This window comes from Psychromicrobium ferritrahens, from assembly GCF_043789415.1.
Lineage (GTDB): Bacteria > Actinomycetota > Actinomycetes > Actinomycetales > Micrococcaceae > Renibacterium.
On sequence record NZ_JBDLLW010000001.1, the window covers coordinates 626,756 to 639,539 of the forward strand.

Annotated in this window: 16 protein-coding genes and 1 riboswitch; of the genes, 14 read left to right on the forward strand and 2 right to left on the reverse strand. The window is 61.0% G+C overall.

Going from position 1 to position 12,784, the window contains the following annotated elements; all coding sequences use genetic code 11:
- Positions 1-26: 26 nt before the first annotated feature.
- The 6 genes from ABDK06_RS02925 (at position 27) to ABDK06_RS02950 (ending at position 3,398) form a co-directional block, all read left to right on the forward strand.
- Positions 27-626 (forward strand): GDSL-type esterase/lipase family protein, encoded by a 600-nt coding sequence (locus ABDK06_RS02925; protein WP_394938739.1) that lies wholly within the window; start codon positions 27-29, stop codon positions 624-626.
- A gap of 232 nt (positions 627-858) precedes the next feature.
- Positions 859-1,641: a DUF4097 family beta strand repeat-containing protein gene (locus ABDK06_RS02930; protein ID WP_394938741.1), complete on the forward strand. Its 783-nt coding sequence runs from the start codon at positions 859-861 to the stop codon at positions 1,639-1,641.
- A gap of 32 nt (positions 1,642-1,673) precedes the next feature.
- Positions 1,674-2,495: a DUF4097 family beta strand repeat-containing protein gene (locus tag ABDK06_RS02935; RefSeq protein ID WP_394938743.1), complete on the forward strand. Its 822-nt coding sequence runs from the start codon at positions 1,674-1,676 to the stop codon at positions 2,493-2,495.
- On the forward strand, positions 2,495-3,115 hold the full coding sequence (locus tag ABDK06_RS02940) for a PadR family transcriptional regulator (RefSeq protein WP_394938745.1): 621 nt from the start codon (positions 2,495-2,497) through the stop codon (positions 3,113-3,115). Before ABDK06_RS02935 ends, ABDK06_RS02940 begins: the two co-directional genes overlap by 1 nt.
- Before the next feature lies 1 nt (position 3,116).
- Entirely contained in the window at positions 3,117-3,248 is a 132-nt protein-coding gene (locus ABDK06_RS02945; RefSeq protein WP_394938747.1) for a hypothetical protein, read from the forward strand.
- A 75-nt stretch (positions 3,249-3,323) separates the two neighbouring features.
- Positions 3,324-3,398: a 50S ribosomal protein bL37 gene (locus ABDK06_RS02950; RefSeq protein WP_394940783.1), complete on the forward strand. Its 75-nt coding sequence runs from the start codon at positions 3,324-3,326 to the stop codon at positions 3,396-3,398.
- Positions 3,399-3,465: 67 nt separating this feature from the next.
- Here ABDK06_RS02950 and rsrA read toward each other — a convergent pair whose 3' ends face one another.
- Complete coding sequence (rsrA, locus tag ABDK06_RS02955) at positions 3,466-3,726, reverse strand: mycothiol system anti-sigma-R factor (RefSeq protein WP_394938749.1); 261 nt, start codon at positions 3,724-3,726, stop codon at positions 3,466-3,468.
- Positions 3,723-4,487 carry a sigma-70 family RNA polymerase sigma factor gene (locus ABDK06_RS02960; protein ID WP_394940784.1) on the reverse strand — a complete coding sequence of 255 codons (765 nt, stop codon included), beginning with the start codon at positions 4,485-4,487 and terminating at the stop codon, positions 3,723-3,725. Before ABDK06_RS02960 ends, rsrA begins: the two co-directional genes overlap by 4 nt.
- A gap of 140 nt (positions 4,488-4,627) precedes the next feature.
- Here ABDK06_RS02960 and ABDK06_RS02965 point away from each other — a divergent pair, with 140 nt between their 5' ends.
- From ABDK06_RS02965 to ABDK06_RS03000, 8 genes are all read left to right on the forward strand, one after another.
- On the forward strand, positions 4,628-5,164 hold the full coding sequence (locus ABDK06_RS02965; protein ID WP_394938751.1) for a DoxX family protein: 537 nt from the start codon (positions 4,628-4,630) through the stop codon (positions 5,162-5,164).
- Entirely contained in the window at positions 5,161-6,465 is a 1,305-nt protein-coding gene (aroA, locus tag ABDK06_RS02970; RefSeq protein ID WP_394938754.1) for a 3-phosphoshikimate 1-carboxyvinyltransferase, read from the forward strand. Before ABDK06_RS02965 ends, aroA begins: the two co-directional genes overlap by 4 nt.
- The gene (rsgA, locus tag ABDK06_RS02975; RefSeq protein ID WP_394938756.1) at positions 6,465-7,517 is read left to right on the forward strand and encodes a ribosome small subunit-dependent GTPase A; all 1,053 of its coding nucleotides are present in this window, start codon (positions 6,465-6,467) and stop codon (positions 7,515-7,517) included. Before aroA ends, rsgA begins: the two co-directional genes overlap by 1 nt.
- A gap of 84 nt (positions 7,518-7,601) precedes the next feature.
- Positions 7,602-8,414: a histidinol-phosphatase gene (gene hisN / locus ABDK06_RS02980; RefSeq protein ID WP_394938759.1), complete on the forward strand. Its 813-nt coding sequence runs from the start codon at positions 7,602-7,604 to the stop codon at positions 8,412-8,414.
- 115 nt (positions 8,415-8,529) lie between these two features.
- Positions 8,530-8,642, forward strand: a riboswitch (SAM riboswitch).
- Between the two features lie 39 nt (positions 8,643-8,681).
- Entirely contained in the window at positions 8,682-10,055 is a 1,374-nt protein-coding gene (locus tag ABDK06_RS02985) for an aminotransferase class V-fold PLP-dependent enzyme (protein ID WP_394938761.1), read from the forward strand.
- A 43-nt stretch (positions 10,056-10,098) separates the two neighbouring features.
- Complete coding sequence (locus ABDK06_RS02990) at positions 10,099-10,863, forward strand: class I SAM-dependent methyltransferase (RefSeq protein WP_394938763.1); 765 nt, start codon at positions 10,099-10,101, stop codon at positions 10,861-10,863.
- 156 nt (positions 10,864-11,019) lie between these two features.
- Positions 11,020-11,253: a putative acetyltransferase gene (locus ABDK06_RS02995; protein ID WP_394938765.1), complete on the forward strand. Its 234-nt coding sequence runs from the start codon at positions 11,020-11,022 to the stop codon at positions 11,251-11,253.
- Positions 11,254-11,473: 220 nt separating this feature from the next.
- On the forward strand, positions 11,474-12,775 hold the full coding sequence (locus tag ABDK06_RS03000; protein WP_394938767.1) for an Nramp family divalent metal transporter: 1,302 nt from the start codon (positions 11,474-11,476) through the stop codon (positions 12,773-12,775).
- The last annotated feature ends 9 nt before the right edge of the window (positions 12,776-12,784 follow it).

A 12,784-nucleotide genomic window follows, 5' to 3' on the forward strand; every position in this document is an offset into this window, starting at 1 on the left:
GAAGATCAAGCAAGGAAGGCTAGGCAGTGGAACAGAGAAAGATTCGGCTGGCCGCTGTTGGCGACGAGTTATTAGCTGGAATCGGCGATCCGCGAGCCCTCGGCTGGCTCGGCCGGGTGCTCGCCAGGACCCCGCAGGAAGAGCTCTCCCTGGAGGCTTTCAGCCTGGCCTGCCCGCAAGAAGGCACCGAAGCCCTGGCCGCCCGCTGGCTCGCCGAAGCTGGCCGGCGATTCGATGATTTCCACGAGAACCGCTTAGTCATTGGCCTCTCCGACCGGGACTTGCAACTCGAGCTCTCGACTGCCCGTAGCCGGCTCAACCTGGCGAATATTCTCGACGGCGCGGCCCAGTTGAGTGTGCCGGTCTTCGTCGTCGGGCCGCCTCCTGGGCTCGATCCCGCGGTGAATAAAAAACTCAGTGAGCTCAACACTGCCTTCGCGGATGTCACCACCAGGCGCCGGCACGTCTACGTGGACACCTTCTCCCCGTTGCTCAACCACGAGCAGTGGCGCACTGATCTGGCGGCAAACGGCGGCCGCCCCGGGCAAGCCGGCTACGGCCTGATGGCCTGGCTCGTGCTGCATCGCGGCTGGTTCCAGTGGATGGGTATTCCCGAGGCCAACTAAGACCCGGTCTTTCGCAAACCTGCTGTTCTCCTCATGCAGGCCTTGGTTTATCGTAGCGAGGATGGATTCGGCACGCTTTTCGCCGAATCTTACTGCTCGCGAGATGGACCCAGGCCTGCGTTTCACTAACTAGAGGTTTTGTGAAAATTAAACGCGATATAGCTTGACCTCTTCCTCATCGAGATATATCTTGAATATATCAACGCGATATATCGCATCTAGAGGAGGAATTATGGACCAGTGGGAGATCAGCGCTCCGCAGACCATCGACATCGACGGCGTCACCAAACTCCATGCCGCCATCGTTCGCGGCAGGCTCGACGTCATCACACATCAGGAAGCGACTACCCGCATCGAGGTGGCCGAGATCAACGACATCCCGCTCGACGTGAGCTTTCAGGACGGCGTACTGAGCATTGGGCATCGCGATGGCGACCTCGGCGGCTGGCTGCAAAGGCTGACCGGGCTGAAGAACCCTCATGCGGTGCTGAGCATCGCCGTCCCGGCCGGTATCGAGGTAGTCGTCAATACGGTGAGCGGGGACGGCTTGGTGAGCGGCACCAGCGCCCGGACCAGCATTAAAACCGTCTCCGGCTCACTCATGTCAGACGATACCTCGGGCGCGCTCACTGTCGATACCGTGAGCGGCGAGATCATTGTCCGGAACCATCGAGGCGCTTTAGATGCCAAAACCGTCAGCGGTGAAATCACGGCCTCCGGCGAGCTACCCACGGTGCAGGCCAAATCGGTCAGCGGCGATCTGAGCTTCGACCTTCAAGGCAACCCAGAAAAGCTCTCCAGCAATGGGGTCTCCGGTGAGCTCACCGTCCGGCTACCCGCCGAGGTGGGAATCGCCCTGGATGCTAAAACAGTGTCCGGGAATATCGTCCTCGACAACCAGCGCTACTCGGGTACCGGCCAGGAAGTGCACACCACCAGCGGCCCGGAATCCCCGCAGATCAAGGTTCAGAGCAAATCCGTCTCGGGCAATATCTCCATCATCCGTCAGCGCTAAGCGCAGCGCCCAGCAAGCAAAGGACCCTAGTGATGAACAACTGGACTATTGATTCTCCACAGACCCTGGACATCGACAATGTCAGAAATCTCAGACTGCTCGCGATCAGCGGCAGATTCGATGTGATCGCCCACCAAGACCCCGCTGAAACGGTCACTCGACTGACCATCAGCGAGATCACCGGCGACCCCCTGGAGATCGTGAACACTGCCGAACGGCTGGACATCAAACATGGCAAAACCGACGCAATGGTGTGGCTGACCAAAGACAATCCACTCAGCTCAAGAAACCACTTGGTGATCACCGTGGAAGTCCCAGCACAAACCGTCATTGATGCGAAAACCGTAAGCGGCGAAGGCCTCGTGACCGGCCTGAACTCAACGGTCAAGGTCTCCTCGGTCTCCGGATCCATCGTCTCCGACGCCACCAAGGGTGCACTGAGTGTCAATACCATCTCCGGCGAAGCGATTGTCAAAGATCATCAGGGCGCACTGTCCACGAACTCGGTCTCTGGGGAAATTACCGCCTCCGGCTGGCTGGAAAGCATCAAGGCCAGCACGGTCACCGGAGACTTGAACTTCGACGTGCTAGGACCGATCAGAACGGTCAGCACCAACTCAGTTTCCGGAAGCGTATTGCTCAGGCTGCCCGAGGAACTCAGCTGCCAAGTGCTGGCGAATTCCCTCTCTGGAAGTATCAATGTCAATGAGGAAAGCATCAAGGTGATCGGTAGCACGACGCGTCAGTTCGGCGATCCGAAGCAGCCCATGGTGAAGATCTCAGTGAATTCAGTCTCCGGTTCAATCACCGTCTTCAATCGGCTGAGTCGGCACGAGCAAGAGGGGGTACAGTAATGCCTCCGGTTTTCGCACACGGTGCACTCCGGCTCTATTTGCTGGCGCTTCTCGAAGAAGGATCGAAGCACGGTTACGATGTGATCCGGGCGCTCAGTGATCGCTTTGGCGGAACCTATTCGCCCAGTGCCGGCACGGTCTATCCCCGGCTGGGAAAACTAGAAGAAGAAGGCCTGGTCAGCACAACGACGGACGGGCGGCGAACCATCTATTCGATCACCGATGCCGGGCTGGCGGAACTCAATGACCGGCGAGCCGAGCTGAACGAAGTCGAACAGGACATCTCAGCGTCGATCCGACGGCTCGCCGACGATCTGCGCTCCGATATCCGGGCCAATATGAAGGGCTTGCGCGCCGATCTCGCGGTGACCGCGGAAGCGGCCAGGAGTGCGGCTCGAAAAATGCCGGATGCCGGCCGCTACTCCCCTAGCAATCAGAGGATGCTCAAGGAAGCGGAGATGCTCTTACAGGCTTTCCGCGATGAAATGCGAGTGGAACTCAGGCAGCGAGCGCGTCAGGATGTGCTCAGCGAGGTCACGCTGGAGACTATCCGTACCGTTCTGGATCAAGCAAAAATCGCGGTCAGGACCACCTTGCGCGGGCCGGGCTCAGGAGCGTGAGATGCGCATTCACTGGAGCTACCAACCGCCCGCTCAGGTTCGCAAAGTACTGGCTTCACGCCGTCGCAAACCGCTGAGTCCGGCGGAAATCAACTCTGTCGAAGCGCTCTTCCCCCAGCAGCTCACGCATTGAGAGTTGGTTCGGTTAGGTACCCGGCCTAAGGTGTGACAGACTTAACCGGAATCTTTTTGAAGAATGGAGGCTGCTATGTCCAAGCGTGCACGCAAGCGTCGTGACCGGAAGCGTGGCGGCGCTAACCACAGTAAGCGCCCCAACACCTAAGAAAAAGACCCCCGAGCCATCCGGCGCCGGGGGTCTTTCTCGATGGAGCCTCAAACCGTGGTCTCTGCTAAACCTCGGCGGCTTTCATCGCGTGAATGCGCTCCAGGATAGAAGCTTTCAGGTTCTCCGGAGCGAGTTCGGTGCAGGAACGCTTCACCGCTGAACGGATCACGCACTCCAGATCGTATTCACCGGCGCACTCCGGGCAGGTGTCGAGGTGCTTCTTGATCTCGGCAAGATCATCGGCGGAGAGCGCCTGATCCAAATACTCGTAGATCTTCTGCACTCTGCTGTCGTCGCAATCACCCAAACTCTGGCAGTCGCTCATTTCGCGCTCCTCATATCTTCCTTAGCCGGTGTTTCGCTGCCATGCTGAGCAGCTCTGAAGCCCCGCTCTGCGGCGTACTCGGAGAGTAAGTCACGCAGCATCTTGCGTCCACGATGCAGCCGGGACATCACGGTCCCAATCGGGGTGTTCATAATGTCTGAAATTTCCTTGTAGGCATAGCCTTCAACATCGGCAAAATACACGGCAAGCCTGAATTCCTCCGGAATCGACTGCAAGGCGCTCTTCACATCCGAATCCGGCAAGTGATCCAGAGCCTCTGATTCCGCGCTGCGCAACCCCGAGGAGGTATGCGACTCGGAACGTGCCAACTGCCAGTCTTCGATCTGGTCCGCACCGGACTGCTGGGGCTCCCGCTGCCGCTTACGGTACAGATTGATATAGGTATTGGTCAGAATCCGATAGAGCCAGGCCTTCAAATTAGTGCCGGGGCGATACTGATGAAACGCCGAGAAAGCCTTGGTGTAGGCCTCTTGCACCAAGTCCTCGGCATCAGAGGGATTCCGGGCCATCCGCATCGCCGCCGAATACAGCTGATCCACGTACTGCATGGCGTCACGCTCAAAGCGAATCCGCCGCTGCTCGAGCGTCTCTGTGGTCGGGTCAATCAGCTCTTCCACGATCGCGGAAGTCCCGGTTGAAGGCTTGGTGCTGTCTGCAGTGTTCATTGCCTTCAAGTCTAGTCTGAGGCGCAAATCGTCCACGGCGTCCACCGGGTTCTTCACAACCGGTGCAGCCTCCATTAACAACACAGCCATCAGATGCTTACCGTCCTCTTCTGTATTTTGCTTCACTCACGGAACCCCGCGAAAAGCGAAATTATTCCGCAAAAGTGCCAGACTAGAAGCTGCAGCTAGGAAATACCCATCCAGAGGAGTTAGCTATGTCATTCATCCGCACCATCGCCCGTCCGTTACTCGCTTCAACTTTTATTGTTGCTGGAGTCGAACGGATCAGGCATTCGGATGAGACAGCGCAGAGCCTTGGCGCGGTCTTGCGTCCGGTAGCGAACTCAATCCCCAATGTCGACGAGAAGCTGCTGGCTAAGGCCTTCGGCGGCGTGCAACTCGGCGCCGGTCTACTGCTGGCCATCGGCAAATTACCGCGTTTCGCTGGTTTCCTGCTCACCATCACCTCGAGTCTCAATACGGTCGCCGAGTTCAGCGCCGCCGATACCACTACCGCCGAGGGGCGTAGCTGGCAGCGTGCCCAGCTGCTGAAGAACGTTTCACTTCTGGGCGGCGTGCTGCTCGCCTCGGTGGATACCGCAGGGAAGCCCGGCCTCGCCTGGCGTGCCGAGCATCTCGCCGACTCGGCCGTCCAAGCCACCAAGAAGGCCAGCAAAAAGCAGCTGAAAGCGGCAAGCAAGACGGTCAAGAAAACTGCCTCTGAGATTGCCGACGCGGTGCACGTTCAGTGACCTGGGCAGCTCCAATCGCCTCCGGGCCGCTCGATGCGCGTTTAACGGTACCCGGATCGAAATCGCTCACTAACCGCTACCTCATCCTGGCGGCGCTGGCCGATTCACCCTCCTTGCTGAAAGCTCCCCTGCACTCCAGGGATTCTGCATTGATGATTCAAGCGTTGCGCAGCCTGGGTGCGGAGATCGAGGAAGTGCCTGGCAGCGGAAGTTACGGGCAGGATCTTCGGGTCACTCCGATTCCGGCAGCATACCGGCTCGGCGAGGAAGCGGCGATCGACTGCGGACTGGCCGGCACCGTGATGAGGTTCGTTCCTCCCGTGGCCGCCCTGGTACACGGCACCGTGACCTTCGACGGCGACCCGCACGCCAGAAAGCGACCGATGGCGCCCGTGCTGGGAGCCCTGGCAGCCCTGGGGGTCCAGTTCAGCGAGGGCGCCGCCGCGCTGCCCTTCACGATGGACGCCGCAGGAGGCGTCAAGGGAGGGTACGTAGCGGTGGATGCCTCCGGCTCCTCGCAGTTCGTTTCCGCCCTGCTGCTGGCCGCACCTCGTTTTGAAGAGGGGCTGCACCTCGAGCACATTGGCAAGCCGGTGCCCAGTCTCGATCACATTGCGATGAGCGTGAAACTGCTGCGTGAGGCTGGAATCAGCGTCGATGACTCGGTGCCGAATCATTGGATCGTCTCGCCCGGAACCATCCCCGGCTTCGAGATCCAGGTTGAGCAGGATCTTTCCAATGCGGGCCCGTTCCTGGCCGCCGCACTGGTGACCAAGGGGACCGTTCGGATCCCGCAATGGCCCAGCGGTACGACCCAGGTCGGGGATGCCTGGCGGGAGATCCTGGCCGCCTTCGGCGCTCAGGTCGCTCTCGAGGGAGACACTCTGGTGGTAACCGGTGGCGAAAACATCAAAGGGGTCGAGCTCGCCGACACCTCGGAGCTAGCTCCCACCGTCGCCGCGCTCTGCGCCCTGGCTGATTCGCCAAGCCGCTTGACCGGCATCGCACATTTGCGTGGCCACGAAACCGATCGGCTGGCGGCGCTCGCGACCGAAATCAACGGTCTGGGGGGCGACGTCGAAGAAACCGCCGACGGGCTCATCATCCGGCCCAAACCGCTGCACGGCGGGCTGTTCCGCAGCTATGCGGACCATCGGATGGCCACCGCGGGCGCGATCATCGGCTTGGCTGTTTCCGGCGTCGAAATCGACGATATCGGCAGCACAGCGAAGACCATGCCTGAGTTTCCCCAGTTGTGGCAGCGTATGTTGGGGCTCTCCCCCGCTGAGCGAGTGAGCTGATGCCGCGCGAATGGGATGAATCGGATGTGCGGATCAGGCCGAATAAAAAGGGCAGCCGGCCCCGAACCAAGGACCGTCCCGCTCATCATGAGGCGATCATCGGCCGGATCATCACGGTAGACCGGGGCCGTTACACCGCGATCGTGGATGAGGCGACGCCTCAGGAACGACTGCTGATCGCGGCCCGGGCTCGCGAATTGCGCCGCTCCCCCGTCGTGGTGGGCGATTTCGTAGCGCTGGTCGGCGATGTCTCCGGTGAACCCGATACCCTGGCCAGGCTGGTCAGAATCGAAGAGCGCCGCACCGTGCTGCGCCGCTCGGCCGATGACTCAGATCCGGTGGAAAGGGTCCTGGTCGCCAACGCCGATCAATTGGTCATCGTGGTGGCCGCGGCGAACCCGGAACCCCGCACCGGCTTCATCGACAGGGCCTTGGTCGCCGCCTACGACGCCGGAATCGAACCGCTGCTGCTGATCACCAAAACCGATGTCAAAGAACCCACAGATCTCTTGGCCCACTATGAGCAGCTGGAGTTGAAGATCCTGCTGAGTCGGACCGCGCTTGAACAATCTGAGGCGGCGGGCTCGGCCAATCTAGTGAACGACGCCGTCGAGCAACTGCGGGATGAATTGGACGGCAAGGTCTCGGTGCTGGTGGGTCACTCAGGCGTCGGCAAATCAACCATGGTTAACGCGCTCACCGGCTCGCAGCGCGCCACTGGCGGGGTGAACGCGGTCACCGGGCGTGGCCGGCATACTTCGTCCTCGGCTCTGGCCTTGCGCCTTGAGGACGCCCAGCCGGGCAGCTGGATCATTGACACTCCGGGCATCAGGTCCTTCGGGCTGGCCCACGTCGATCCGAACCGCATTCTGCAGGCCTTTCAGGATCTGGAGCCCGGCATCGAGGACTGCCCACGAGGCTGCCGCCATGACGAAGCCGCTCCGGAGTGCGGGCTGGACCTCTGGGTTGACAGCGGACGAGCGGGCGAAGGCGGCGCTGCCCGGCTGGAATCTTATCGTCGATTGCTCAGCGCGATCCGGGCGGTTCAGTAGTCGTAGCGCTTTAAAGCCAGCCAATCCTGCCCCGTTACGGCTGGCTTACGGCAAATCCTCGGCATCTCGGGATAGCGTGTTGGCATGACAATGCACCTTCAGGGCTATAACGACGATCTTCGTTTGGCTCATGTGCTGGCCGATTCCGTGGACGCGCAAACCATGAGCCGGTTCAAAGCCCTCGATCTGACCATTGAGACCAAACCGGACCTCACTCCGGTGACCGATGCCGATAAAGCCGCAGAGGATGCCATCAGGAACCAGCTGGCCCGGGCCCGCCCCCGCGATGCGGTACTGGGCGAAGAGTTCGGCAGCACTGGGCACGGCGCACGGCGTTGGATCATCGACCCGATCGACGGCACCAAGAACTTCATTCGCGGAGTTCCAGTCTGGGCGACTCTGATCTCGCTGGTCGATGAAGGTGTGCCCGTCGTGGGAGTGGTCAGTGCCCCAGCACTGGGTAAACGTTGGTGGGCGTCGAAGGGCACCGGGGCCTTCACCGGTAAATCACTCGCCGCCGCCAGCCGGCTGAGGGTCTCAAACGTCTCCCGGCTGCAAGATGCGTCCGTTTCATATTCTTCGCTCGGCGGCTGGAGAGAGCGCGGCAATCTGGAGCAGTTCATCGAGCTTTTAGACGCCACCTGGCGCAGCCGGGCTTACGGTGATTTCTGGTCATACTGCCTGGTGGCTGAAGGCGCAGTGGACATCGCCTGCGAACCATCGCTGAACCTTTACGATATGGCAGCGCTGGTGCCGATCGTGACCGAAGCGGGCGGGCGATTCACTTCTCTGGAAGGGGCTGACGGGCCGTTCGGCGGCAATGCTCTGGCCAGCAACGGCATCCTGCACTCGGAGACCCTGCGCTTACTCAACCCCGAGCTGGACGATTTACTCTGATCCTTGCCTCCGACGGGGGGGGCGAAGCGCCGCCGGCATCCCAGCTACTCTGACGGCCCAACTGTATTACGTAATACAGCACGGTGCTCTGCCGAATTGGCCTAGGCTTGAAAGAGGTCACGAGTGCCAGCGTTAAACCCCGGTTTGCTGGCCGGCAACCCTCCATTCGCGGTGGGGTGCCCCGGGTGACGACCTGGCCAGATCAAAAGATTCTGGCAAGCGCGGACTCCCGTTGTGATGACCGGGGTCCTCTTCGTGGAGGATCAGATGAGCACTGTCACGTATATCACCCCTAGAAAATCGCTGCAGGCCCTTTTGCCCGTCGTGGGTGCCGAACTCCGGGCTCCCTTGGTGCAGGGTGGCGACGTCCGCTACGTCAATCTAGACTATGCTGCCTCGGCTCCCGCGCTCTCGGCGGTGGCCAATTATCTCCAAGAGATCCTGCCCTACTACGCGAGCGTTCACCGCGGGGCGGGCTATTCCTCCCAGATCAGCACCTCGGTCTATGAGAACGCCCGGCACATCGTGCGGAACTTCGTCCGTGCCAGGGCCGACGACGCAGTGATCTTCACCCGTAACACCACGGACGCCTTGAATCTGCTAGCCCGTTGCCTTCCGGCCCAAGGCGACGTGCTGTATCTCGATATCGAACACCACGCTAACCTCTTGCCCTGGCAGAACGTGCCGCACCGAAGCGTCTTAGCGGGCGAGTCGATCGCACAGACCCTGGAGATCCTAGAAGAAGAATTCGAGCTCGGCGGTGTCTCGCTGCTCGCGGTCACCGGCGCTTCCAATGTCACCGGTGAAGTGCTGCCGGTCGCCGAACTCGCTGCTCTGGCGCATCGGCACGGTGCTCGGATCGTGGTGGATGCGGCGCAGCTTGCCCCGCATCGGGCGATCGACGTCAGCGGCTGGGGCATCGACTACTTGGCCTTTTCCGGCCATAAGCTCTACGCGCCCTTCGGTTCCGGAGTGCTGGTGGGGCGCCCGGATTGGCTAGATTCCGGGGTGCCTCTGCTGCTGGGCGGCGGAGCGGTCAAGGAGGTGCGACTGGACGCCGTGAGTTGGGCCGAAGGTCCGGCGAGACATGAAGGTGGCACTCCTAATGTACTGGGGGCAGCCACGCTGGCCCGCGCTGCCGAAGTGATTGCCTCGCTCGATCAAGAGACCTGGCAGCACCATGAAAGCACGCTCCGAGAGTTTCTGATCGACGGCTTGGAACGGATCCCCGGAGTGACAGTGCATCATTTGTTCAGCGATTCGGGGAGCTATCCGGGCAGCGGCAGCATCGGTGTGGTCAACTTCTCGGTTTCCGGCTATGACTCCGGTTTGGTGGCGGCTTATTTATCCGCCGAGTTCGGGGTAGGCGTGCGGGACGGACGGTTCTGCGCGCATCCCCTGCTGCGACGCCTCGGGCTGCCCACCGGCTCGCTGCGAGCCAGCTTCGGACTCGGCTCCGGCATCGAGGACGCGCAACGGCTGATCACCGGAATCAGCCAACTGGTCGAGGATGGGCCCCAAGGCGACTATCTCATTGAGAGCGGTCGCTGGGTTCCGGTCAACGATTTCAGGGTCTTCCCCTCCTGGGCGCCTAATACCCCGGGAACCGCAGGAGCGGCGCCCTGCATCGTGACGGATTGATGCAGCCTCCGGGATATTCTTGAGGGGTGTCCCGGAGGTGCCCATGAACAAAACCAGCGACGGTCCCAAGCTGCTGCAGCAACGTCGAGAGGAGCTCGCCTCCGCCTTCCGTAGCGGCGGTGAGCTCTATGAGCGGGTCCGCCCGGGCTATCCGCAGCATGCCGCGGACTGGCTGATTCCCAGCAGCGCCCATAGAGTGCTCGATCTCGGCGCCGGGACCGGCAAATTCACTGAACGACTGGTGGAACGCGGGCTGCAGGTGACCGCCGTCGATCCCTCGGAGGATATGCTCGCGCAGCTTAACAGCAGGTTCCCCGAGGTATCGACCATCGTTGGCAGCGCAGAGGACTTCCCGGCGGCCGAGGAAAGCGTCGATGCGGTTTTCGTCGCTCAGGCTTGGCATTGGTTCGACGCCCCAGCCGCAAGTCGGCGGATCGGCCGGGTGCTGCGCCCCGGCGGCAGATTAGGGCTGATCTGGAATCAACTCGATGTCCGGATACCGTGGGTGCACCGGCTCTCGCGGATCATGCATGCCGGCGATGTGCATCGCCCCGAAGCGGTGCCAGCTCTCGGCGAGCAATTCTCTGCCCCGGAACCTCATTTATCCCATTGGTCGCAGCAGCTGACTCCGGCGGAACTGATCGAGCTGGTGAAGTCACGCAGCTACTATTTGCGGGCCTCCGAGCAAAATCGTGCCAGAGTGCTGAACAACCTGGACTGGTATCTCTTCGAGCATCTGGCCTATCGCCACGGCCAGAGCGTGGAACTGCCTTATCTCACCCTGGCTTGGCGGGCTCATAAGGTCTGAAGGCGTCCAAGCCGATGCCGGAGCTTTGGTCCGCGATAGCCCAACGACGTCGCGATAGCTTTCTGACCCTACAATGGGCTATCCCCAAGGTCGTTGAACCATCGCGAACGCCGCAAAGAGCCGCACAACCGACCACAGGCACAAAGGCACACAGGCATGAAGGAGCGCCTCTTCCCGAAAGCCTTGGACCCAGCAGCAGAATCATTGATGCGCTATCGCATCAACGGAACGCGGCCTTTAACCGACGCCTTAGGAATGCTGTTGTCGAAGGATGCGCAGAGCATAACGGTGGAGACCAAGCACAGCGTCGTAGTGATCCAGTGTGCGGATATCGTGGCAGCCAAGTATGTTCCACAAGCCACACCACGACGTCGTCCTCAGCCAAGCTGAGCCCCGCAGCCCCGCAATTTGTCTTATCGGGATAGCTTTACAACCTTGGGATACCTTATTGCGCTGTCAATCAGGTATCCCGATGTCGTTGGGCTATCGCGAACCGGAAAGCTCTCATCCGGAGGACACGAGGCTAGCTCCGGAAGCTGAGCCATTGCGCTATCTCGCCGCACATCCTACTATTTAGGTGGACCGAAACTTTTTCTACAGGAGACCCGATATGACGAATGCGATGGCTCAGCCAAAACTCGGCGGCAGTAAGTTCGGCTCAGCCCGGCTGCTTCTACTGCTCGGCCCCGCCTTTGTCGCTGCGATCGCCTATGTGGACCCCGGCAATGTAGCCGCTAATCTGACCAGCGGGGCGAAATTCGGTTTCCTGCTGGTCTGGGTTCTGGTAGCGGCCAATGTGATGGCCATGCTGATCCAATATCAATCGGCCAAACTGGGCCTGGTGACCGGTAAATCCCTGCCGGAGATCCTCGGAGAACGGCTACGCCCGCTCGGCCGCAGGGCCTTCTGGCTGCAGGCCGAACTGGTGGCGATGGCCACCGATCTGGCCGAGGTGATCGGAGGTGCCATCGCGCTCAATCTGCTGTTCCACCTGCCGCTGCCACTCGGCGGGTTGATCGTCGGCCTGATTTCAATGGCCATGCTCGCGGTGCAGAACCGCTTCGGGCAACGCCCCTTTGAGTCGGTCATCGTCTTCCTGCTCCTGGTGATCACCGTGGGCTTCCTCTTCGGACTAGTGATCAATCCACCGAATCCCGCAGACGCCGCAGCTGGCCTGCTCCCCCGCTTTGAGGGATCGGAATCGGTGCTGCTCGCCGCCAGTATGCTCGGCGCCACCGTGATGCCGCACGCCATCTATCTGCATTCCGCACTGGCTCGGGATCGGCACCGCCCGTTGAAGCTCAGCCCTTCTGGCAGCGACGGACATTCAGCCGTTGAGGAGTTCAGCCCGAATCTGCTGCGCCGCCTCATCAAGGCGACCCGGGTCGATGTCGTGGTGGCTCTTTTGCTTGCCGGCTCAGTCAATATCGGCATGCTGCTACTGGCAGCTTCCACGCTTCGCGGAGTGGAAGGCACCGACACCATCGAGGGCGCGCACCAGGCCATCTCCCATTCCTTGGGGCCGGTGGTCGCCACGGTCTTCGGCATCGGCCTACTCGCCTCCGGCCTGGCTTCAACCTCGGTGGGATGCTACGCAGGAGCTACCGTGATGTCCGGACTGCTCAAGTTCAAGGTCCCGCTGCTACTGCGTCGAGTGATCAGTCTGATTCCTGCGTTGGTCCTGCTCAGCATTGGAGTTGATCCCACGTGGGCCCTGGTGATCAGTCAGATGGCGCTGAGCTTCGGCATTCCCTTCGCGCTGATCCCGCTACTCAGATTGACCTCGGACCGGAAGCTGATGGGCGAGCACCGGGATGGCCTGCCGTTACGGCTGGCCGCCATTCTCAGCACGGTGCTGATCGTGGCACTCAACCTGGTCTTGATCTACTTGACCCTGAGCGGCGCGGAATAGTTCAAGCTC